Annotated in this window: 21 protein-coding genes; 4 read left to right on the forward strand and 17 right to left on the reverse strand. The window is 70.7% G+C overall.

The window, feature by feature from the left end; all coding sequences use genetic code 11:
* Positions 1–1,793: asparagine synthase (glutamine-hydrolyzing) (asnB, locus tag ON30_RS09200; protein ID WP_040705786.1), on the reverse strand; the 1,793-nt coding region annotated here is incomplete at its 3' end.
* Positions 1,794–2,176: 383 nt separating this feature from the next.
* On the opposite strand from asnB, the gene ctaC reads away from it, so the two are divergent.
* On the forward strand, positions 2,177–3,169 hold the full coding sequence (gene ctaC / locus ON30_RS09205; protein WP_051029112.1) for an aa3-type cytochrome oxidase subunit II: 993 nt from the start codon (positions 2,177–2,179) through the stop codon (positions 3,167–3,169).
* 15 nt (positions 3,170–3,184) lie between these two features.
* The gene (locus ON30_RS09210; RefSeq protein ID WP_040705787.1) at positions 3,185–3,601 is read left to right on the forward strand and encodes a cytochrome c oxidase subunit 4; all 417 of its coding nucleotides are present in this window, start codon (positions 3,185–3,187) and stop codon (positions 3,599–3,601) included.
* Positions 3,602–3,665: 64 nt separating this feature from the next.
* Here the strand turns inward: ON30_RS09210 and ON30_RS09215 are convergent, their stop codons facing one another.
* The 14 genes from ON30_RS09215 to ON30_RS09280 all read right to left on the reverse strand — a co-directional run bounded on the left by ON30_RS09215 (position 3,666) and on the right by ON30_RS09280 (position 17,208).
* Complete coding sequence (locus ON30_RS09215) at positions 3,666–4,943, reverse strand: FAD-binding oxidoreductase (protein ID WP_040705789.1); 1,278 nt, start codon at positions 4,941–4,943, stop codon at positions 3,666–3,668.
* Positions 4,944–5,055: 112 nt separating this feature from the next.
* On the reverse strand, positions 5,056–6,510 hold the full coding sequence (locus ON30_RS09220; protein WP_051029113.1) for an ABC1 kinase family protein: 1,455 nt from the start codon (positions 6,508–6,510) through the stop codon (positions 5,056–5,058).
* A 171-nt stretch (positions 6,511–6,681) separates the two neighbouring features.
* On the reverse strand, positions 6,682–7,557 hold the full coding sequence (locus ON30_RS09225; protein ID WP_157183672.1) for a hypothetical protein: 876 nt from the start codon (positions 7,555–7,557) through the stop codon (positions 6,682–6,684).
* Positions 7,558–7,730: 173 nt separating this feature from the next.
* Positions 7,731–8,501, reverse strand: coding sequence for a sporulation protein (locus ON30_RS09230; protein WP_040705791.1), 771 nt, complete (start codon positions 8,499–8,501; stop codon positions 7,731–7,733).
* Positions 8,502–8,639: 138 nt separating this feature from the next.
* On the reverse strand, positions 8,640–9,365 hold the full coding sequence (locus tag ON30_RS09235; RefSeq protein WP_040705792.1) for a lysophospholipid acyltransferase family protein: 726 nt from the start codon (positions 9,363–9,365) through the stop codon (positions 8,640–8,642).
* Positions 9,366–9,555: 190 nt separating this feature from the next.
* On the reverse strand, positions 9,556–10,557 hold the full coding sequence (locus ON30_RS09240; RefSeq protein WP_040705794.1) for an ROK family protein: 1,002 nt from the start codon (positions 10,555–10,557) through the stop codon (positions 9,556–9,558).
* Positions 10,554–10,982: a hypothetical protein gene (locus ON30_RS36020; RefSeq protein WP_051029118.1), complete on the reverse strand. Its 429-nt coding sequence runs from the start codon at positions 10,980–10,982 to the stop codon at positions 10,554–10,556. The genes ON30_RS09240 and ON30_RS36020 overlap by 4 nt, the downstream gene beginning before the upstream one ends.
* Entirely contained in the window at positions 10,979–12,208 is a 1,230-nt protein-coding gene (locus tag ON30_RS09250; protein ID WP_040705795.1) for an ArsA family ATPase, read from the reverse strand. The genes ON30_RS36020 and ON30_RS09250 overlap by 4 nt, the downstream gene beginning before the upstream one ends.
* A 17-nt stretch (positions 12,209–12,225) precedes the next feature.
* On the reverse strand, positions 12,226–12,663 hold the full coding sequence (locus ON30_RS09255; protein WP_040705797.1) for an SRPBCC family protein: 438 nt from the start codon (positions 12,661–12,663) through the stop codon (positions 12,226–12,228).
* An 80-nt stretch (positions 12,664–12,743) separates the two neighbouring features.
* Positions 12,744–13,127, reverse strand: a complete 384-nt coding sequence (locus ON30_RS09260) for a polyketide cyclase / dehydrase and lipid transport (protein WP_174387444.1) — start codon at positions 13,125–13,127, stop codon at positions 12,744–12,746.
* A 59-nt stretch (positions 13,128–13,186) separates the two neighbouring features.
* Complete coding sequence (locus ON30_RS09265) at positions 13,187–14,314, reverse strand: glycosyltransferase family 4 protein (protein ID WP_040705801.1); 1,128 nt, start codon at positions 14,312–14,314, stop codon at positions 13,187–13,189.
* A 56-nt stretch (positions 14,315–14,370) separates the two neighbouring features.
* Positions 14,371–15,369, reverse strand: a complete 999-nt coding sequence (locus ON30_RS09270; RefSeq protein ID WP_040705802.1) for a hypothetical protein — start codon at positions 15,367–15,369, stop codon at positions 14,371–14,373.
* Between the two features lie 6 nt (positions 15,370–15,375).
* Positions 15,376–16,401: an NlpC/P60 family protein gene (locus tag ON30_RS09275; RefSeq protein WP_040705804.1), complete on the reverse strand. Its 1,026-nt coding sequence runs from the start codon at positions 16,399–16,401 to the stop codon at positions 15,376–15,378.
* 237 nt (positions 16,402–16,638) lie between these two features.
* Positions 16,639–17,208 carry a C40 family peptidase gene (locus ON30_RS09280; protein WP_040705806.1) on the reverse strand — a complete coding sequence of 190 codons (570 nt, stop codon included), beginning with the start codon at positions 17,206–17,208 and terminating at the stop codon, positions 16,639–16,641.
* Between the two features lie 629 nt (positions 17,209–17,837).
* Between ON30_RS09280 and ON30_RS09285 the strand changes: the two genes are divergently transcribed.
* Positions 17,838–19,691 carry a DEDD exonuclease domain-containing protein gene (locus ON30_RS09285; protein WP_083911257.1) on the forward strand — a complete coding sequence of 618 codons (1,854 nt, stop codon included), beginning with the start codon at positions 17,838–17,840 and terminating at the stop codon, positions 19,689–19,691.
* 5 nt (positions 19,692–19,696) lie between these two features.
* Complete coding sequence (locus ON30_RS09290) at positions 19,697–19,972, forward strand: Lrp/AsnC family transcriptional regulator (protein ID WP_040705808.1); 276 nt, start codon at positions 19,697–19,699, stop codon at positions 19,970–19,972.
* Between the two features lies 1 nt (position 19,973).
* Here the strand turns inward: ON30_RS09290 and ON30_RS09295 are convergent, their stop codons facing one another.
* Together ON30_RS09295 and trpD are read right to left on the reverse strand one after the other, a co-directional pair.
* Complete coding sequence (locus ON30_RS09295) at positions 19,974–20,273, reverse strand: hypothetical protein (RefSeq protein ID WP_157183673.1); 300 nt, start codon at positions 20,271–20,273, stop codon at positions 19,974–19,976.
* Between the two features lie 251 nt (positions 20,274–20,524).
* Complete coding sequence (gene trpD, locus ON30_RS09300) at positions 20,525–21,586, reverse strand: anthranilate phosphoribosyltransferase (protein ID WP_040705835.1); 1,062 nt, start codon at positions 21,584–21,586, stop codon at positions 20,525–20,527.
* Between the last annotated feature and the right edge of the window lie 57 nt (positions 21,587–21,643).

Consider the following 21,643-nt stretch of genomic DNA (forward strand, 5'->3'; position numbering starts at 1 on the left):
ATCGCGGCTCTGTCGAGCAGGTGGTCGGTCTGCGAATCCGCGATCTGGGCCCGTGACCAGTCGTAGAGTTCCGTGCCGCGCAGCCAGTGCCGCAGCGGGACCGGGAAGCCCAGTTTCGCGCGGTGCAGCACGTGGCCGGGCACGATGCCCTCCAGCGCTTGGCGCAAGGCGAACTTGGTGGTCTCCTTGGTGATCTTGCTGTCGTAGGGCAGGCCCTGCGCGACCTTCAGCACCTCGGAGTCCAGGAACGGCACCCGCAGTTCCAGCGAGTTGGCCATCGTCATCTTGTCGGCCTTGACCAGGATGTCGCCGCGCAGCCAGGTGAACAGGTCCAGGTGCTGCATCCGCGCCACCGGGTCCAGGCCCGCCGACTGGGCGTAGATCGGGGCCGTCACGTCCTGATGGGTCCACTCGGGGCGGAACTCGCGCAGCACCGAGCGCAACTGGGCGTCGCTGAAGCTGCGGGCGTTGCCGTAGTAGCGCTGCTCGAGGGTCAGCGACCCGCGGTGCAGCAGGCTCTTGCCGCGCGTACCGTCCGGGATGCGCTCGGACAGCTTGCCCGCGAGCCTGCGCACACCGCGCGGCAGGTACTCGAACGGTTTGAGCGACAACGGTTCGCGGTAGATGGTGTAGCCGCCGAACAATTCGTCGGCGCCCTCGCCGGACAGCACCACCTTGACGTGCTTGCGCGCCTCCTTGGCCACGAAGTACAGCGGCACCAGCGCCGGGTCGGCCACCGGGTCGTCCAGGTACCAGACGATCTCCGGGATGGCGGCGGCGAATTCGGCGGGGGAGACCACCTTGACGATGTGGCGCGCCCCGATCGCCTCGGCGCTCTCGGCGGCCACGTCGACCTCGGAGTAGCCCTCGCGTTCGAAACCGGTGGTGAAGGTGATCAGCTTCGGGTTGTGCCGCATCGCCAGCGCGGCGACGGCGGTGGAGTCGATGCCGCCGGACAGGAACGAGCCCACCGTGACGTCGGCGCGCATGTGCTTGGCGACCGAGTCCTCGAGCGCCGCCGCGATCTCCCGGTAGCGCTGCTCGGCCTCGCCCTCGGCGAACGGCTTCGCCCGGAAATCCGGGCGGAAGTAGCGGGTGACCTCGGGTTCGGCTCCCGCGCGTACCCGCGCGTAGGTGCCCGACTCCAGCCGTCGGATCGCCGCGTGCAGCGTCTCGGGCTCGGGCACGTACTGCAACACCGTGTAGTGCTCGAGCGCGCGCGGGTCCAGCGCGTCGGACAGGCCGAGGGCGGGCAGCAGGTCGAGCAGGCTCTTCTTCTCGCTGGCGAAGGCGGTGCCCCCCGGGCCGGTGGCCAGGAACAGCGGCTTGATGCCGAACGGGTCGCGGGCCAGGAACAGCTCGCGGGTCTCGGTGTCCCAGATCGCGAAGGCGAACATGCCGCGCAGGCGTTTCACCGCGTCCGCGCCCCAGTAGTGGAAGGCCGCCACGATGGCCTCGGAGTCGCCCTCGGTGGCGAAGACAGCGCCGTCGGGGAACTCCGCGGCGTGCTCGCGGGCGATCTCCTCGCGCAACTCCAGGTAGTTGTAGATCTCGCCGTTGAAGGTCAGCGCGTAGCGCTGCGGATTGTCGGCGGGCCCCCAGCGCAGCGGCTGGTGCGAATGCTCGATGTCGATGATCGAGAGCCGGTTGAAGCCGACGATCAGATGTTCGTCGTGCCAGGTCCCGCGTTCGTCCGGTCCGCGGTGACGCATGCAGTGCAGGGCGTCGTAGACCTTGTCCACCACCTCCGACGTCGCCGCGTCAGCTGTCAGGAATCCGAGCAGTCCGCACACGGTGTCGGCAACCTCGTCTCTCCGTTAGGGGCCCTCCCGTCGCGGAGCGGCCGAAATGTCGTGTCCGAGTATGCCGCACACGCCTGCTCCGTGTGTTGAAGCCGACCCGACGACATGAGCTGCGCGAGTTTGGTCTACGCTGCGTAGTACTCAGGTCGTTCTCAGCTGGCATGTGCGGTTCGCCGCCGCCCGCCGACGAAGGGCCCGAAACGTGCTTGGACCGTGTCGCCGGGAGATCGCACCCCGGCGGCGCATATGTCGGAATGTGTGGCGACCAGGAAGGCGTGAGCGTGGCGCACAAGGCGAGCGATGAGATCGGGGCACGACGGTCCCCGGTTCGGGGCCGCATTCTTCGGCGGGCCGGGCTGGCGGTGTCCCTCGGGATGACCGCGCTGCTCGTCTCGGGCTGCTCGATCGACAATGTCTGGCTGCGCTTCGGCTGGCCCTCGGGTGTCACCCCGCAGGCCACCCGCATGCGCGAGCTGTGGACCTGGTCGGTCATCGCCGCGCTGGTGATGGGCGTGCTGGTCTGGGGTCTGACCTTCTGGACCATCGTGTTCCACCGCAAGAAGAAGGACTCCCCGGAGTTCCCCCGCCAGACCGGCTACAACGTGCCGCTGGAGCTGACCTACACCGCGATCCCGTTCCTGATCATCGCGGTGCTGTTCTACTTCACCGTGGTCGTGCAGAACTACGTGCACGAGAAGGTCGCCGACCCCGACGTCACCGTCGACGTGACGGCCTTCCAGTGGAACTGGAAGTTCGGTTACCGCGGCATCGACTTCAAGGACACCGGCTACCGCTACGACGGCGTCGACACCGAGCGCGAAGAAGCCGCCAAGGCCCAGCTCGAGGAGTACGCCGAGCGCACCGAGGACGGTCACCCGCAGCCGGGCCCGGTGCACGGCAAGCCCGCCAACGACATCCTGTCCTACCTGCACTACAACCAGATCGAGACCGTCGGCAACTCCGGTGAGATCCCGGTGCTGGTGCTGCCGACCGGCAAGGTCATCGAGTTCCAGCTCGCCGCCATGGACGTCATCCACGCCTTCTGGGTGCCGGAGTTCCTGTTCAAGCGCGACGTGATGCCGAACCCGAAGGAGAACAACTCCGACAACGTCTTCCAGATCTCGAAGATCGAGCGGGAGGGCGCCTTCGTCGGCCGCTGCGCGGAGATGTGCGGCACCTACCACTCGATGATGAACTTCGAGGTCCGCGCGGTCGCGCCGGAGCGGTTCACCCAGTACATCGAGGCGCGCAAGAAGGGGCTGACCAACGCCGAGGCGCTGCGCGCGATCGGCGAGCCCGAGGTCGCCACCTCGACCAGGCCCTTCAACACCGATCGCACCACCAAGACCGCGACCGAGGCAAAGTAGAGGGACTGATCTGACATGAGGATCGAAGCGCGGATTTTCGAGCTGCTCACGGTGTTCTTCATCATCGTGGCGGTCGTGTACGGCTTCTTCACCGGACAGTCGCGCACCGGCGTGGAATGGGCGGGCACCACCGCCATCGTGCTGACGGCGGGTCTGTCGCTGATCATCGGCACCTATTTCCGCTTCGTCGCGCGTCGTCTGGATTTGCGTCCGGAGGACTACGAGGACGCCGAGATCGTGGACGGCGCGGGCGACCTGGGCTTCTTCTCGCCCGGCAGCTTCTGGCCCATCCTGCTCGCGGGCGCGGCGGCGGTCACCGCCCTCGGCCTGGCCTTCTTCCAGTTCTGGCTGATCGGCATCGGCGTGGTGCTGGTCCTGGCCGCCGCGGCGGGCCTGGTGTTCGAGTACTACCTCGGCCCCGAGAAGCACTGAGCCGCCCGTAACGACCGAAGAAAGCCCCACCGGATATCCGGTGGGGCTTTCTCGTCGCTGGGGGCTAGTCCTCCGATTCGTAGCGCAGGGCGTGCTCGGAGACGCAGATGTCGTCGATGCCCGCGACGATGTCGCGCAGCAGTTCCGAGGGCAGCGCGGAGGGGCGCAACCGGCAGGTGAAGGTGATCAGGCCGTGGTCCTCGACCGGGAGGTGGCGGGCATCGGCCTCGGCCCGCAGGTAGGCCGAGCGCACGCCGTAGGTCATCGCGGAGATGACGGTGAAGCATCCGGTGCGCTCGCGGTGGCCGGAGAACAGGTCGTGCAAGCGGTAGAACACCGAACTGTAGCTCGACAGCGGCGCGAAGATGCCGACGCGATAGGCCGGACCGCGCTCGGAGGAACTGATGACGGTGTCGGCCAGGTACTCCGCGTCACGCAGGGTCAGCACCTTGGGGGCGAACATCAGCGCGCCCGCGGCGGCGTTGCGCACCGGCATGCCCGCACGCCCGCTCGCGGCCGAGGCGATCGCGCCCAGCGATTTGCGCGTCCTGGTGCCGACCTCGCGGCGGGCGCGCAGCGACCGGGTGGGCGTGGTCGGGTAGAGGCTCGACCACTGACCGAAACGCACGGTGCCGAGTTGGACCTGACCGGTGCCGACCGGCCGCGACACCTTCAGCGGCGCGGTGTCCACCCAGCGGCCGACCTGGAGCGCCGCGTTGCCGGGGCGCAGGATCTCCGCGTGCGCGTGTTCGACGAAGGAGTCGAAGTCCAGGAACCGGTTGGCGTCGGTGGTGAGCCAGGTGTGGTCCTTGTCGATGTCGATCGCGTCGAGGGTCAGCGCCGTGATGATGCCCGCGCGCCCGCCCGCGCCCAGGATCCGGTGGAACCGGTCGGTGTGGTGGTGGCGTCCGCAGGTGCCGATACGACCGTCGGTGTCGACGTACTCGAGGTCGACGATCTGGTCGGTGAACAGGCCGTAGCGGTGCGAGGCACTGCTGACGCCGCCGACCGAGGCGAAGCCGCCCGCGGTGATGTCGCGGTGGTCGCCGACGATCGGCAGGCCCAGGCCGTGCGCGCCGAGGCGGCGGTCGATGTCGGACAGTTTCGCGCCCGCCTGCACCCGCACCGTGCGGCGGCCGAGATTGATGTCGAGCACGGCGTTCATCCGGCGCAGCGAGACCACGGCCCGGTGGTCGGGCAGCGCGAGGCCGTCGTCGAGCGGTTCGCCGCCGACCACCGTCAGCCGTTCCGCGCGCCCCCGTGAATCCCGTACGGTGCGAACGACATCCGCGGTGTCACGAGGGAGGAATTCTTCGGCGGAGACGGTGTGCGGCGTGCTCATGGCAGCAAAGCTAACCACAGCCGCGGGCTCCGTGTGCACCCGAACAGAACCGAACTCGGGTCGCTTTCACTCCACCCCCGCTGACCTGCGACGTTGTGAGCCGCCACGGGGGCTATGGCTGGTTTCCGCGACCGGCGACACGCCCGGTCGCGATACCCTCCGATCCGGCGTCGTTCCGCCGCATATCCACGGTCTCGAGGACGGCGGCGACCTCCGGGAACCAGCGCGCGAACTCCTTGGCCACCGGCACCGTGGTACGCAACTGGCCGAGCAGCCCCAGACCAGCGACCGCGGTGCGCGCCACGGTGGTGTGCGGGGAGGGCATCGTGAGTTGACGCACCACGTTGGTGACCCGCAGTTCGGTGAGCACGCCGAGGTGGGTGCGCAGCCACCCGGGGTGCAGGTCCAGGGTCGGGGCGACGACGGCGTCGCGCACCGGGGCCAGGCGCGCCGCGACGATCTCGGCGTCCAACGGTTGCCCCGCCGCCACGTAACCGTTGCGCCGAATCGCGGCGTCGAGGCGTTCGGGATCGCAGGAGTACAGGGCGGGCGCGATATCGGTGATCATGTCCAGGAATCCGGGCGGCCACGGCGCGCACGCGCCGAAATCCACGACTCCCAACCGCCCGTCGGGCAGGATCCGGAAGTTGCCGGGGTGCGGGTCGCCGTAGAGCAGCCCGGCGCGGGCCGGACCCGAGAACAGGAACCGCAGGACCAGCAGACCCACCCGATCCCGTTCCAGCGGTGCGCCGCCCGCGATGACCCGCGACAGCGATACGCCCTCGAGCCATTCGCTGACCAGCACGTCCGGGTACTGCGCCACCACCCGCGGCACGACGAATTCGGGATCGTCGGCGTAGGCCGCGGCGAAGGCGCGCTGATGGTCGGCCTCCAGCGCGTAGTCCAGTTCCTCGCGGATGTAGGCGCTGAGGGCGTCGATGACCGACCGCACGTCCGCGCCCGGCAGCAGCGCGCCGAACAGCGGACTCAACCGCCGCAGCGTGACCAGATCGTCGTGGATCGCCTGCCGCGCACCGGGATACATCACCTTCACCGCGACCGGACGACCGTCGTGCCACACCGCGCGGTGCACCTGGCCCACCGATGCCGCGGCGGGACGCCGATCGTCGAATTCGCGGAACAGCGACCGCCACCGCGGTCCCAGGTGGTCGGCCAACACCGCGTGCACGGTCGCGGGCAGCATCGCGGGGGCCGAATCCTGGAGGCGGCCCAGCGCTTCGCGGTACGGGGCGGCGACGTCCTCGGGCAGCACGAATTCGTAGACGGCGAGCACCTGACCCAATTTGGCGATGCAGCCCTTGAGTTCGCCGAGCACCGCGAACATGTGTTGCGCGGTCCTTGCCCGGATCTCGGCGCGCACCTCCTCGGCCGGGCGGCCCAGCGCGCGTTTGCCGACCCCGGCGACCCGACGGCCCGCGAACGCGACCGGCACCGCCGCCATCTTCGCGCCGCGCACGACCCGACCCGTCGGCGGCCCGCCGGTGTGCGACACCGGAATCCGCGCGGGTAACTGGAAGATTCGACCACCGGTGTCGCGGCGGACCATGCTCACCTCGCCTCGCGCCCCCCGAGGCGGCGCATCCTGGTCGTGCGCGACTCGGCGTTCGTGCGGCCCCAGGCTACCAATGCGCGCGGGCCGCCGAACCCCGATGCCGAACGGTCGCGGGCGCGAGATTTCGTGCGCTGCCGAAGGATCGCCGGCGACGGGTGTCCGCGCTCAGGAGGGAAAGCCGTCGGTGGCGGCGCGGAAACGGTCCGACGGATGCAGAAGCAACTGATCCCGCTCGCGGCGGAACGCGGCGGCCAACTCGATCCTGCCCTCGTGCCACCAGTAGATGTCCGGACTCACCGGCCACGGGCGTTCGGTGTACTCGAGCACCGCCAGTTGCGCCAGCAGGGTGGTGGCCCGCCGGATGCGCGCGTCGGCGACCGGGTAGGCGTAGATGTGGCGCTGGGACGGGACGACGAACACCACGCCCGCCGGGCCCGCCACCGGGTAGTCCTCGCCCAACCAGCGGGCGTGCGCCGTGATGTAGTCCGACTGCCCGCACAGCATGGCGATATCGATGCGGTCGGCGTGCGGATTCTCGAACGGGTGGGTGACCAGGTCCAGCGGGCCGTCACCGCGGGTGTTGGCCTCGGCCAGATCGAACAGGTCCTCCTCGGCGACCGACCACGCGCGCGTCATCGCGCGGGTGACCGGCGCCATTGTGTGGACCTGGTCGACGAGCAACCGCTGCGCCAGTCCGGGCGCCACCGCGCGCCACACCGCGTCGCGGGGATCGGCGTCGGCCGAATACCACCGCGTGCGCAACAGCGCGCGCATCAACCCGAAATCGCCGGTGTCGAGGGGATCGTGCGCGACGTCCAGTTCGATCAACCCGGTGCTGAGGTAGTCGGCGACCAGCGCGGGCCACTGCTCGCGCGGTTCGCCCGCCGCCATCCGCCGCAGATTCGTCAGTTCGACCAGCACCTGACCGGACGGGCCGGACAACACCATGTCGTCCTGCGCCTCGACCCGGCAGGTGTAGCCCAGTTGGTGCGCGGCGGCCACGGCCAGCGACAACAGCAGATCGGGCGATCTTTCGGACACGGACGGCCCCTCGCTCGTGGCGCGGGACATCATCGGGTGCTGCGAGTCCGCCGACATCCCGCGGATTCCGGACCCGGGCAGACGTACCCCCCGATTGTGCCCCGGCGGTTCGGGTCACGGTCGGGTTACGGCGAGATCGATCCCGAATCGTGCGTCCCGCACCGCGCGACCCCTCAGTGCCGCGAGGACATGCCCAGCAGTCGGTGATGCAGTTCGCCCGCCCAGTCCCGCTGACCCAGCGTCGCGTAGTCGACCCACAGCGATTCGAAGACGTCGCTGCCCTCGGAGAGCCAGGTGCCGCGCTTGTCGGCCTCGAGGACCACGGTCATGCCGTGTTCGGCCGCGAGGAAGGTGACCTCGAGTTGGTTGAGCTTCGGGTAGTGGTGCGAGCCGCCGAATTCGATCTCCTGGTAGAAGGGCAACTGCTGAGGCGTGTTGCGGATGTGCCCGGATTCGGCGTCCGCGCTGCGCAGGTGGAAGCCGAGACGCTCCACGGCTTCGAGCAGCACGTGCTGGGCGGGCAGCGCGCCCACCCCGATCGGATCGGTGTCCGCGGCGTCGACCGCGCCCTGGATCTCCACGATCGTGCGCACCGCGACGAACGCGCCCGGCAACTGCCTGCCGTTGTAGAAGGTGATGGGTGTTTCCATCGGCGCGCGCGCCGCGAAGCGGAATTCCAGCGGCGCCTGCGCGGGCAGGTGCAGCGGGCCGTGGACGTGGGTCCAGCCGAAACCGGTGTCGCGATGACCTTCGTGGTCCTCGTATTCGTGCTCGACCCGGGTGACGAATTCGACGGCGATCCGCGAGATGTCCTGTCCGACAGCGCCCCCGCGCAGTCGGATGACGCCTTCGACGACACCGCCCGGTTGGACGCCCGGGGTGAACAGTTCGGTCTCGACCTCGGCGCCGCCGACGCCCGCGGCGGCCAGCAATTTCCTGAACATGTCCGAGAGTCTGTCCGGCCCCGCATAAGAACGCCTTGCCATCGGCTTGGCGTGTGAGCAACCTCATTTCGGACATACCGGTCGAAAACACGCGAGCCCCCGTGCCGGTCGGCACGGGGGCTCGGTGAACGCGAGGTGTCAGCCCGCCGCGGACTCCGGGATCCGGGCCGCGTCGGGGGCGCTGCCCGACGGCACGCCCTTCTTGAGGCTGTGCGCGTAGACGTCGACGTACTCCTGCCCGGTGAGCTGCATGAGGGCGTACATGACCTCGTCGGTGACCGCGCGCTCGACGAAGCGGTTACCGCCCATGCCGTCGTAGCGGGAGAAATCGATAGGAGCGCCGAACTTGATCGTCACCTTGCGCCGCTTCCAGCGGAACGGGCCGGGGGGCGAGACCTCGTAGGTGCCGATCACCGCGACCGGAATGACGGGAACCCCGGTCTCCAGCGCCAGGCGGGCCATGCCCGTCTTGCCCTTGTAGAGCCTGCCGTCGGGGGAGCGGGTGCCCTCGGGGTAGAGACCGACCAGCTTGCCCTGGTCCAGCAAACGGCGGGCGGCGCTGAGCGCGTCCTCCGCGGCCGAGGCGCCGGTGCGGTCGATCGGGTACTGGCCGGTGGTGGTGAAGAACCACTTCTTCAGGCGGCCCTTGAGGCCCGGAGTGGTGAAATATTCGGCCTTGGCGAGATAGTTGATCCGGCGCGGACTCGTCAGCGGGGCGAACAGCCAGTCGGCGATCGAGAGGTGATTGCCCGCCATGATGGCGGCCCCCTCGGCGGGGACGTTCTCCACGCCTTCGACCGTCGGCCGGTTGTAGACCCGCATCAGCGGTCCCAGCAGCACGTACTTCAGCAGCCAGTAGAACATGATGTCCTTCCCCCGGGACCGACCGACCGGGATAGAAAGCGGGCAACCTGCGTTGATGCCGACTTTACCGCCGGTAGGAGGTCGCGACCAACCACGGCGGCGTATCTCACCCAGTCACGGCGAGCCGTCCTGCGCGAGACGGACATCAGACCCCTTGACGCCGTGCGTTATTCGAACGTACGTGTGAGATTCACCGACCGGACCGCGCGACGTGATCGGCGTCGGCGATCACCGCGCGCGCCAACTCCGCCGCGCCGATCATGCCCGCCGCCTCGCCGAGTTGGGTCGTGCGGATGCGCGCCAGCGGCCGATGGCCCGCCCCGGTGACCGCCCGCGCGTACTCCTCGCGCGCCGCGTCCAGGAACAGCGGAGCCGAACTGCTCACCCCGCCCGCGATCACCACCAGATCCGGGTCGAAGATATCGCTGACGAAGGCCAGCCCGAGCCCCAGCCAGCGCGCGAAATCGGCCATCGCGCGCGCCGCCGTCGGATCGCCGTCCTGCGCGGCGCCCGCCACCCGGCGACCGGTCAGCGAACCCGGATCCCGCGCCACCTCGCGGGCCAGCACCGTCGCGGGCGCGGGGTCGGTGGCCAACAGTTCGATCGCGGTCTCGGCCAGCGCGGTGCCGCTGCAATAGCGTTCCCAGCAACCGCGTTTGCCGCACGGACAGGCCCGCCCGCCCGGAACCACTTGCAGGTGACCCAGTTCCGGGGCCACCCCGTGACTCCCGCGATAGAGCCGACCGTCGATGAGCAGCGCCGCGCCGATCCCGGTGCCGATCGCGATCAACACCACGTTGTGACCGCCCGCCGCCGCGCCGAAGCGGTACTCCGCCCACGCCGCCGCGTTGGCGTCGTGTTCGAGGATCACCGGCAGATCCAGGCGTTCGGTGAGTCGCTGCGCCACCGGCGTGTCCTGCCACGGCAGATGCGGGGCGAAACGGACCGTCGAACGGTCGGCGTTGATGAAACCCGCCACCGCCAGACCCACCGCGCCGATCCGGTGCCGCGGAAGCAGTTCGCGCACCGCCAGTTCCAGCGCGTCCTCCAAAGCGCGCGCCGAATGCGGGGTCGGGGCCTGCACGGTGTCGAGGACCTCGCCGTCGGCGTCCACCACCGACGCGCGGATATTGGTGCCGCCGACGTCGATCCCGACGGTCAGCGGTGCGGAGGCGGCCAACCGGTCGGTCATCCCTTGATCGTCACCGGGATGCCGACATAGCTCGGGCGCGGCCGGTCACCGTTCGCGGCCGCCGCCCGCCGCGACCCGGTGGGCGAATGCCGGTGCGGGGCGGCCTGTTCGGAGTCGGTCTCCGGCTCGCCCTCGGGCATCACCGGCTCCACCGGGACACCGGCCAGCGCCTCGCGCAACACCGTGACGATCGCGGTGCCGTGCTCGGCCAACGCCGCCATCACCTCGTGGTGCTCCCCGCGCAGCACCGCCGCCGCCGCGCACACCGGACACCACGAACAACTCGCCCACTCCGCCGCGCCCTCGGCCGCCGCGTGCCGCAGCACCGGTTCGACCCGCTCCAGCACGGTCTCGGCGAGCAGCTTGAGCTCCTCGGTGAACTCAGCCAGACCGTCGGCGGTGGGCGGCCGCCCCTCGCGGGTCATCGGGGCCATTCCGCGGGATCGGGGCGGAAACGGATGACCAGGATTCCGCCGTCGAGTTCGGCGGTCTCGACCGTGCACCGCTGCAACACCGGCGCCAGACGCACACGACGCCGGACACCGTCCGCTCCCACGATCAAATCGTCCTCCACTCGTCCCAGTCGCAGCGTCGCCGGATCGGCGACGGGCAGCGGCATGCGCATCGTGTACTCCGAACGCAGACCGGTCCCCGACTCCAATCGAACCACCGGTTCCCCGGAACTCGCCCGAACCTCCGCCGGATTGTCGCTCAGCACGGCGGAGGCGTCCACCGCGTAGGACAGGTCCGACAAGTTCTCCAGGCCCACCGGTTCCTCACCGGTATGCCCGATGACGCGCACCGGTACACCCTCCGACCGCTCGCGCAACCGGTCGACCACGGCCAACTGCTCCTCGCGCCGCGCCAGATACCAGCGCACCGCGGGATGGTCCTCGGGACCGGGCGGCGGCACCGGCGGCAGCACCTTGTTCACCACCACCGCGTCCAGTCGCAGACCCAGCAGCGCCGCCGCCGAACGCACCCGCCGGGCCTCGGCCACCGCCACCGACTCCGGCGAGGTCACCAGGCGCGCGCTCGTGCGCCGGTGATCGGCCAGCAGGTCGCGCACCTCGGTCACCGCGGCCACGATCCGATCGGTCGTCGCCGCCAGGACCGCGCGGCGCAGGTCCGTGCCCACCGCGCTCATCGCCCGCGCGTGCGGCGGCCACATCCGCTCGACGTAGCCCAGCAGCGTGTCCGGGGCGGTCAGGATGCGCAGCGCGTCCGCCGAAGCCGGACAGTCAAGGACAATCAGGTCCCAGTCGTCCTCGGCCGCCAGTTGCGCGACCTCCACCAGCATCAACAGTTCCTGCACGCCGGGCAGTCCGGTCAGTTCGGCGGGGTCCAACGCCGTCGGATCGATGCCGTGGTCGTGACCCGATCCCGCCAGCACCCGCACCACCTCGCGGAACCGGTCCTCGAGCAGCGCCAGCGAATCCAGTTCCACGACATCCAGATCCGGGGCCACCCGCGACACGCCGGGCACCGTACCCGGATCGTGCGGGAACCGGAAGCCCAGCGCGTCGCCCAGCGAATGCGCCTGATCCAGCGACGCCACCAGCACCCGTCGACCCGCGCGCACATGGGCCAGCGCGGTCGCGCACGCCAACGTCGTCTTGCCGACCCCGCCCTTGCCGATGAACAGCGACAACCGGGTCCGCCGCGCGGTCAGCCTTCGACCCGTTTCTTCAGTTCCTTCAGCGCGGTGTCGGTGATGACCTTCTCGGCTTTGCGTTTGAACATGCCGATCATCGGGATGTTCAGGTCCACGGTCAGCTCGTAGACCACCCGCGTGCCGCCGCCCGCCTGCTCGATGAGTTCGTAGGTGCCGTCCTGGGCCTTCTGCAACTCGCCGCTGACCAGCCGCCACGACACCGCGCGCTCGTCGGCCCGCCACGAATACGACAGCACGTAGGTGTCCTTGACGACACCGGCGTCCAGCACGAAACGGGCCGTGCCGGCGCGGCCGCGCGCGTCGCGTTCCAACACCTCCACCGACTTCGCCGCCGACACCCACTCCGGATAGGACTCCAGATCGGCGATGACGGCCATCACCCGCTGCGGGGGAGCCTCGATGAGGATCGACCTCTGCGTCCGGTCGGCCATGGTGGTCAACGGTTCCTTTCCCGTGACGACACTCGCCCCGACACCGGGACGACGAAAAACGGCGGGTGGATCACGGCGGATCAGGCGCCGGGCGCGACGCCCGCCGCGCGACCGGCCTCCAAGCGCGCCTTGATCTCGAAGGACATGGTCTTGCCCGCCACCCGGCGCGCGCGATTGGCGGCGAGCAGGTCGCGCGCCGACATCTTCTCCGCGCCCGGCGGTTCGGCGTGCAGGAAGTAGTGCAGGATCACCCCGTCCAGCGAGGGCTCCAACCAGACCTCCATGGTGCCGGTCAGACCGCCGGCGATGGTCCAGCGAATCCCTTTGTCGCCGCGGTCCTCCCGCACCTGCAACGTGAGATCCGGCCACCACTGACGCCACCGCGACTCGCCGCCCAGCACCTCGGCGACGGCCGCGCCGTCGGCGGCGACGAACGTCTGGTCCGCGACCTGAATACTGCTCACGAGTGCTGAGCGTAGTAGATGCCGCGACATGGGCATACGTCGCGCTCATCGGGCGTCGATCAGCGCAGCAGATGCCGCAGGCGCACCCCCAGCGCGTCCCACCGCCACCGCTGCTCGACCCACGCCCGGCCCGCCGCGCCCATCCGCGCCGCCGCGTCCCGATCCGCCAGGATCTCCACCAGCGCTCGCGCGATCGACCCGGTGTCCCGGCCGTCGACGACGCGTCCGGTCTCGCCCTCGATCACCGTCTCCGGCGCGCCGCCCGAACGGCCCGCCACCACCGGGACGCCCGTCGCCGACGCCTCCAGGTAGACGATGCCGAGGCCCTCGACGTCCAGGCCCGCGCCCCGGGTGCGCGAGGGCATCGCGAACACGTCGGCGACCGTGTGGTGGGCCGCCAGTTCCGCCGCGGGCACCCGTCCGGTGAACACCACGTCCTGCGCGTACCCCGACGAGGCCGCCAACGCGCGCAGTTTCTCCTCGTACGGTCCGCCGCCCGCGATCACCAGCACCGCGCCGTCGATCTTCTCTCGCACCTCGCGCATCGCCACGATCAGCGCGTCCTGCCCTTTGCGCGGCACCAACCGCGACAGGCACAGCACCGTCGGGCGATCACCGAGGCCGTAGCGCTCCCGCAACTCGGACCGCGCGGCCGGATCCGGCCGGAACGCCTCGGTGTCCACACCCGGCGGCAGGTACTCCAGCGCCGCCTTCGGACCGAACGCCGACGCGAAGCGCCCCCGCGTGTACTTGCTGACGTAGGTCACCACGTCGGTGCTCGACCCGATGACCCGCAACGCCTGGCGCGCCGCGGGCAGCATCGACCACCCGACTTCGTGACCGTGCGTACTGGCCACGATCCGCTCCGCCCCGGCCCGCCGCAGCACCGGGGACAGCAGGGCCAGCGGGGCCGCCGCCCCGAACCACACGGTGTCGCAGTTCTCGTCGCGCAGCAGTCGCTCGGCGCGGCGCGCCACCAGCGGCGTCGGCAGCATCAGCGTCGTCGGGTGCCGGACCACCTGGAACTTCTGCGCGGCGTCGAACTTCAGATGACTGTCCCCGCGCCACCGCGGCGCGTAGACCACCAGATCATCCGGCGGCAACTGCTCGGCCAACGCCTGCAAGTAGGACTGGATACCCCCGGGCCGCGGCGGGAAATCATTGGTAACCAGCAGAGTTCGAGCCATGGAATCAACCTAGCGGGTGGGTCGTGCGCCCCACGCGTCGCGTGGGCCTCGCCGGGTCAGGAATGCGCGTCGGACCGCGCGGTCAGCCACCGCTGCCAGTCGGCCACCAGGTCGGCGCGGGTGACGCGCAGGATCTCGGCGAAGGCCGCGTCCTCGCCCGCGGGGTCGGCGGGGACCGCCGCGAGTCGGTGGTAGAGGGCGAGCAGCGCCGGGGGACCGTGGCGGTCGGCCAGATAGGCGCACAGGGCCCACGCGTATTCGTAGGCTTCGGCGGCGTCCGCGCCCGCGAAGGCGTCGGCGGGCGGCAGATCGGCGGGCAGCACGCCCTGCTTCGTCCGTGCCGCGACCGTAGGCGCGACGTCGGCGAAACGGACGGGGCGGACGTGGTGCGCGACGTACTCCGCGAACCCCTCGGTGAGCCAGACCGCCGCCCCGTCGACGGTCGCCGCGCGAGTGGCCACGTGGGTCAGTTCGTGCCGCAGCAGCGTGCGCAGGCCCGCGTCGGAGAGTCGGGCGCCCGCCTCGGGGCCGAACACGATCCGCTGGACGGGCGCGACACCCGGCGGGACCGGATCGGTCACGGTGACGGCGGCGACCTGCTCCGGGTGCAGCGCCGTCGACCGGGTCAGCCCGGCGAATTCGGACGGGTTCGCGGCGATCACGATCAGCGGCGCCCGCGACCAGTCCGCACCCCACACCGCGCTGATCGCCTCGGCCGAGGACGCCAGTTCCATGCCCAGCACCGTCATATCGGCTCGTGCGGGCTCGTGCCCGACGACCACCGCCTCCTGTCCCGCGCCCGCGTCGAACCGTTCGGCGACCAGCGGGCCGAACGGTTCCATGGTCCGGCGCACGGGTTCCAGACGCGGATCGGCGAGGTCGACCGGCGACGCCGTCGTCCCGGGCTGGGCGGCGGTGATCCGGGGCAGCGCCACATTCGGCACGAGCAGCAGCGCACCGCCCGCGAGGGTGAACGCGACCATCAACGCCACGGTGACCACGAACCGGGCGCGTCCGCGTTCGGCGCACCAGGCCCGGAACCCACTTGTCCGCATGAACGGTCAGTATCGCCTGGCGGAGTGGAAGGGCGTCGTATTGATCGGGGCCACGGCGACGGGAACGCCGAAGGTGGAGGCGTGCACCATCAGGCCGTTGCCCGCGTAGATGCCGACGTGGGAGATGTCGCTGTAGAAGAAGATGACGTCGCCGGGCTGCATCTGGTCCTTGGGCACCGGGGTGCCGTAGCGGGCCTGCTGCGAACTGGTGCGCGGCACGTCCTTGCCGACCTGCTTGAACGCCCACTGCACCAGGCCCGAGCAGTCGAACTGCCGCGGGCCGGTCGCGCCCCACACGTACGGGTCGCCGGTGCGGGTCAGCGCGGCGGCCAGCGCGCTGGTGCCGCTGCCGGGCACCAGGCCGTCGAGCAGCGAGTCGCGGTCGAAGCCGGGCGGGAACAGCGGACCGGCCAGCGTGGACCGGTCGCCCACCGACAGCCCCGTCCAGGCTTCGATGACCTGGCTGATCGCGCCGCCGAGTTCGTTCTGTTTGTGCTCGACCTGCGCTCGGACGCGGCCCGCCTGGTCGGCGGCTTCGCGGGCGGCGTCGGCGGCGGAGCGCGCGGCCGTCTCGGCGGCCTGGGCGGCGTCGTTGGCCTTCTTGAAGTGCTTGAGCTGTTCGGTGGTCTGCGATTCGACGACGTCCAGCGTGGACATCTGGTCGAGCAGTTGCTGCGGGGAATCGCTGACCAGCACGGCGAACATCCGGTTGGTGCGCGCGCCCTGGTAGGCGGCGATGGCGGTGCGGTCGATGACCGGTTGGAACCGACGCACCTCCTCGCGCGCGGCGTTGACCGCGTCGGTCCGGGCGGCCAGCAGCGCCTCCGCGTCGTTCTGGACGGCGAGTTTGGCGTCCAGATCCGACTGAGCTTCCAGCGCCTGCTGGTTGAGCTGATCGGAGGCCCTGGACAACTCGATCATGCGCTGGACGGCTTCGCTCGCGGTGGCGGGCATCGCCACCGGATCGGCCAGCGAGGGGCCCGCGCCGTAGGGCAACGTGACGAGGACACCGGCCGCGAGAACCCCCGCCACCAGACGTTTTCTCGACTGTCTTCGATCTGTTGCCACGGCCCGCGCTGCCCCGTTCTCTCGATCGACGATGGAGTCCGGACGGGGGCCGTCAGGGGAGTCACGCGACCCCGCAACCCGGATAGGTCTCGGTTAGGTTACGGAACGCCCCGTGTCGTGTCCAGCAGAGCACGGAACGGTCACATCCGCACCGCCGTCGGGCCGCGAGGGGTGCGGTCCGACGGCGGTGCGGGGGAGGGGTCAGAAGTGGCGCGCGCCCGCGAACGGCATCGAGGAGATCGGGGCGATGCGCACAGGGGTGCCGGAGGTCGCCGCGTGGATGACGTTGCCGTCGCCCGCGTACAGGCCGGAGTGGCCGCCGCCGTAGAAGGACACCACGTCGCCGGGCTGGAGATCCTCGAGCGAGACGGGGGCGCCCGCGGACAGTTGCGCGCCGCTGGTGCGCGGTAACTCCATGCCCGCTTCGCGATAGGCCCACTGGACCAGGCCGGAGCAGTCGAAGGCGTCCGGGCCCGCCGCGCCGTAGACGTAGGGCGCGCCGATCTTGGTCATCGCGGCGTCCAGCGCGACCTCGCCGAGGCTCTTCTTGGGCGCGACGAACGGCAGCGGCGCGCCGGGCACCTCGAGGCCGGGGATGTTCGGCGGGATCGGGATCTCGTTGGGCACCTCGAAGGTGCCGACGCCGGGGATGGTGACCGGCTGCGCCGAGGCGACGCCCGCGGGCAGGAGGATCGCGCCGATGGTGGCAGCGCCGACGGCGCCGGCGGCGACGGCGAGCCGCGCCTGTCGCTTGACGGTGTTGGACGCCATGATGCGTACTTCCTATCTGCCCCACGACGCCGCACCGGGTGATGCGATCGGACTCTGGTCCACCGCGGTCGCGGCGGAACTCCGTGAGGTCTCGAAAAGGTTACGAACACATCACGGTGGTTTGTAAAGCTGCGTCGATGCGATTCGGGTCGGAGCCCGGAAATGGCTCCGGACCACCTGGGATATTTCTCACACGAATCACGAAAAGATAACGATGGCCGTTTCTCTCGGGGCGCGCCCACGCGATCGCCGAGTGCGGCCCGGTGCGTCGTGCGCGCCCGTCCGACCCCATGGGCGACGTTTCGCCAGTTCCGGCACCGGAACCAGGGGGTACCGTACGGTCTGTTTCGGACACCTGTCCAATAGAGGGGGTTATGGTGACCGCGAGTTCAGGTAACTGTCACAACTCGTCCTCGCCCGTCCGGTCCGGCGATGCGATATTCACATGAATATGATCCGGGTCACTTTCTGGTGTACCGGATCGATCAGCGGGCAACGAAATGAAATCCTCGCGATCTTGATCCCTGTTTCGCGGGTTCTCCGTCGTGCCCGCGACCGGCCGCCCCGGGGCGGCGGGGCGAGGTCCGTGACCCGCGATCCTGTCGTACCCGCGCCCTACGCTGCACGCCGTGCCCGATCCCGCCTCGCCACCGGCCCGCGCCGGACAACTGGCCTTCGACGAACTCGAAACCCCGCTGCACGCCACAACGTTCGTCGTCGTCGACCTCGAGACCACCGGGACCAGTCCCGACCAGGACGCGATCACCGAGATCGGCGCGGTCAAGGTGCGCGGCGGCGAGGTGCTCGGCGAATTCGCCACGCTGGTGAACCCGGGCCGGGCCATCCCGCCCGCGGTCGTGCACGTCACCGGGATCACCACGGCCATGGTCCACGCCGCGCCGTCCATCGAGGCGGTGCTGCCCGGCTTCCTGGAATTCGCCGCGGGCGCGGTGCTGGTCGCGCACAACGCCCGCTTCGACACCGCCTTCCTGCGCGCCGCCGCCGAGCGGGCCGACACGCCCTGGCCGAATCCGGTGGTGCTGTGCACGGTGAAGCTGGCGCGCCGGGTGCTGACCCGCGACGAAGCCCCGTCGGTGCGCCTCGGGGTGCTGGCGCGGGTGCTCGGCGCGGGCACCGAACCCACGCACCGCGCCTTGGCCGACGCGCGCGCCACGGTCGACGTCCTGCACGCCCTGATCGCGCGGGTGGGCAACCAGGGCGTGCACAGCCTGACCGAGTTGATGGACTACCTGCCCGGGGTGAGCTCGGGTCAGCGGGCCAAACGGGTGCTGGCCACCGACATGCCGCAGGCCCCCGGGGTGTACCTGTTCCGGGGCCCGAGCGAGGAAGTCCTCTACATCGGCACCGCGGTGAACCTGCGCCGCCGTGTCCGCTCCTACTTCACCGGTTCGGAGACCCGCGGCCGGATCAAGGAGATGGTGTCGCTGGCCACCCGCGTCGACCACGTGGTGTGCGCGCACGGACTCGAGGCGGGCGTGCGGGAACTGCGGTTGCTGGTCGCGCACGCCCCGCCCTACAACCGGCGCTCCAAATTTCCCAAGCGGGTCTGGTGGCTGACCCTCACCGACGAACCCTTTCCGCGCTTCGCGGTGGTCCGCGTGCCCGTCGCGGATGCGCTGGGCCCCTTCCACTCCCGGCAGGATGCCCTCGACCTGGCGGCCACCGTCGCCGAATCCGCCCGTCTGCGCACCTGCACCACCCGCCTGTCGCGGCGTTCGGTGCACGACTGCCCGCCCGCGCCGGTCGGCGGTTGTCCGGCCGCGACGGCGGCGGACGATCCCGTCGACGCCGCCCGCTACGCCGCCGCGCCCGCCGCGGTGCGCGCGCTGCTGCGCGGCCACCGCGACGATCTGCTGCGCGGCATGGTCGAGCGGATCGACATCTGTTCGCGCGCCGAACATTTCGAGGCCGCCGCGCGGTGGCGCGATCGCGCCGCGGCGGTGGTGCGCGCCCTGCACCGCACCCAGCGACTGGCCGCGGTCGCCGCGCCGGCGGAGTTGATCGCCGCGCATCCCGACGGCGCGGGCGGCTGGGAGTTCGCGGTGATCCGCTTCGGCCGACTCGCGGCGGCGGGCGTCGCGCCGCGCGGCACCCCGCCGATGCCGGTGGTCGACCATCTGGTCGCCGCCGCGGAGACCGTGCTGCCGGAGGGCGCGGACACCGGCGATCCGTCGGCCCATCACCTTCCCGCCGCCGCACCGCCGCTGCGTGGCGCGCCACCGGAGGAGGTCGGGTTGGTGCTGCGCTGGCTGGCCCGACCGGGCGTGCGGATCGTGCGCACGACCGAGGGCTACGGCGAGCCGATCTTCGGGGCCGCGCGCTGGCTGGGCTGGGCCGAGATCGCCGAAGCCGCCGCGCGCGCCCCGCACGAGGGCGCGGACTACGTGGCGGCCAGCGCCGGTCCGGGCCGCGAACCGACGCGCACGGCGCCCACCCCGGGATGGGCGCGCCGCCTAGGCTGACACCCATGATTAACGCGATCGTGCTGATCCAGGCCGACAACGGCCGCATTCCGGAGACCGCGCAGGCGGTGGCCGACATCGACGGGGTGTCGGAGGTCTATTCGTGCGCGGGGGACGTCGATCTGATCGCGATCGTGCGGGTGCGCGACCACGAGCGGATCGCCGAGGTGGTGACCGGTCGCATCGACAAGACCCCCGGCGTGCTGCGCACCGTCACCCACATCGCGTTCAAGTCCTATTCGCGCGCGGACGTGGAGGCCGGTTTCTCCCTGGGGGAGTAGTTCAGGGGATGTGCACCGAGGAGCCCGGGACCGTCGCGCTGTCGCTCGGATTCAGCACGACGGTCGCGTCGCCGCGGCAGCCGGGCCGGTTGAAGACGGTGACGGTGGTGTCGGTGTGGTTTTCCACGGCCAGCGGCACGGGGCCGCCGCCGACTTCCAGGCAGCCGCCCGGATCGCGGTGCACCGACCCGTCGACCACGACGCTGCCGAGTGCGGCGGCGGCGGTCGGGGCGGTCACGATCGCGCCCGCGAGCAGACAACCGGAGACGATCGAGCCGCCGATGGTCCATCTGTTCGTCACCGGCGCACCGGTAGCCGCGCGCGTCATGCTCGTGCTCCCTCGAGGGTGGTTCCGCGGTGGACGTCCCTCGCGGTCGCGGCGGAATCCCTCGGGCATTCGCGGGACGGGTTCTCGGCCGTAACCAGGATTGTGCAACAGAACGGCGGAGAAATTCTCCGGGAGACCGGTCGGTTTGTTTTTTTAGCCCGCGACGAGCACCCGGCCGACGGCACCGGGCTTCGCCGGAATCACCCGGCGAAGCCATCGCCGGATCAGTCCTCGCCGAGGGTTCCGGTCAGCGCCACCCAGTCCTTCAGCAGCGCCGCCGCCTTCCCGCTGTCGATCGCCGCGGCCGCGCGCTCGACGCCCGCCGCCAGCGCGGTGTGGACGTCGGCGTCGAACTCGACCTCGCCCCGCGAGAGCCCGTAGGCCACCAGCGCCGCGGCCGAATTCACCAGCACGGCATCGCGCACCGGGCCGCTCGTCCCCGCGAGCACGTCGCGGGCGACCGCCGCGTTCACCTCGGCGTCCCCGCCCCGCAGGGCGTCCAGGTCGACGCGCTCGATACCGATCACGGTGGGATCGATGACCGTCTCGCGCCGCCGTCCGCCCGAGACCACCCAGGCCGCGGTGACATCGGAGGTGGTGATCTCGTCCAGTCCGTCCGCGCCGCGCACCACCAGCGCACTCGCCCCGCGTTCGGCGAACACGCCCGCGATGACGGGCAGCAGGTCGACGAACGCGCATCCGATCAACCCCGCGCGCGGTTGCGCCGGATTCGTCAGCGGACCGAGCACGTTGAACACCGTCGGGATGCCGATCTCCTTGCGCGCGGGCCCGGCGAAGCGCAGCGCGGGATGGAACAGCGGCGCGAAGCAGAAACCGATGCCGACCTCGCGGACCGAACGGGCCACCGACGCCGGACCCAGCGTCAGTTTCACCCCGAGCGCCTCCAGGGTGTCGGCGCCGCCGCTCTTGGAGGAGGCCGCGCGATTGCCGTGCTTGACCACCGGCACACCCGCCGCGGCCACCACGATCGAGGACATCGTGGAGATGTTCACCGACCCGGACCGGTCGCCGCCGGTGCCGACGATGTCGACCGCGTCACCGTCGACGTGGACCAAGCGGGCGTGCCCGAGCATGCCCCTGGCCATCCCGTCGAGTTCGGCGGGCGTGGGGCCTTTGATCTTCATCGCGACGCCGAACGCGGCGATCTGCGCCGGGGTGGCGTTGTCGGTGAAGATCTCGTCGATCACCCACGTCGTGTCCTCGGCGGCCAGATCGCCGCCGTCGGCGAGCGTTCCGAGCACCCCGGGCCAACTCCGCACGGTCATGTCCACATTCTCCCGTCACCACTGTTCGCGCACCAGTGTGTCGTGCGGCAGCCTAGT

This window comes from Nocardia takedensis NBRC 100417 (assembly GCF_000308695.1).
Classification (GTDB): domain Bacteria; phylum Actinomycetota; class Actinomycetes; order Mycobacteriales; family Mycobacteriaceae; genus Nocardia; species Nocardia takedensis.

Excerpts from the sequence above, each read along its gene's own strand:
- ctaC (WP_051029112.1), top strand. The coding sequence starts at position 2,177 with ATGACCGCGCTGCTCGTCTCGGGCTGCTCGATCGACAATGTCTGGCTG.
- trpD (WP_040705835.1), bottom strand. The coding sequence starts at position 21,586 with ATGACCGTGCGGAGTTGGCCCGGGGTGCTCGGAACGCTCGCCGACGGC.
- ON30_RS09255 (WP_040705797.1), bottom strand. The coding sequence starts at position 12,663 with ATGGCCGACCGGACGCAGAGGTCGATCCTCATCGAGGCTCCCCCGCAG.
- ON30_RS09270 (WP_040705802.1), bottom strand. The coding sequence starts at position 15,369 with ATGCGGACAAGTGGGTTCCGGGCCTGGTGCGCCGAACGCGGACGCGCC.
- ON30_RS09210 (WP_040705787.1), top strand. The coding sequence starts at position 3,185 with ATGAGGATCGAAGCGCGGATTTTCGAGCTGCTCACGGTGTTCTTCATC.
- ON30_RS36020 (WP_051029118.1), bottom strand. The coding sequence starts at position 10,982 with ATGACCCGCGAGGGGCGGCCGCCCACCGCCGACGGTCTGGCTGAGTTC.
- ON30_RS09220 (WP_051029113.1), bottom strand. The coding sequence starts at position 6,510 with ATGGTCCGCCGCGACACCGGTGGTCGAATCTTCCAGTTACCCGCGCGG.
- ON30_RS09240 (WP_040705794.1), bottom strand. The coding sequence starts at position 10,557 with ATGACCGACCGGTTGGCCGCCTCCGCACCGCTGACCGTCGGGATCGAC.
- ON30_RS09230 (WP_040705791.1), bottom strand. The coding sequence starts at position 8,501 with ATGTTCAGGAAATTGCTGGCCGCCGCGGGCGTCGGCGGCGCCGAGGTC.
- ON30_RS09290 (WP_040705808.1), top strand. The coding sequence starts at position 19,697 with ATGATTAACGCGATCGTGCTGATCCAGGCCGACAACGGCCGCATTCCG.
- ON30_RS09280 (WP_040705806.1), bottom strand. The coding sequence starts at position 17,208 with ATGGCGTCCAACACCGTCAAGCGACAGGCGCGGCTCGCCGTCGCCGCC.
- ON30_RS09215 (WP_040705789.1), bottom strand. The coding sequence starts at position 4,943 with ATGAGCACGCCGCACACCGTCTCCGCCGAAGAATTCCTCCCTCGTGAC.
- ON30_RS09265 (WP_040705801.1), bottom strand. The coding sequence starts at position 14,314 with ATGGCTCGAACTCTGCTGGTTACCAATGATTTCCCGCCGCGGCCCGGG.
- ON30_RS09235 (WP_040705792.1), bottom strand. The coding sequence starts at position 9,365 with ATGTTCTACTGGCTGCTGAAGTACGTGCTGCTGGGACCGCTGATGCGG.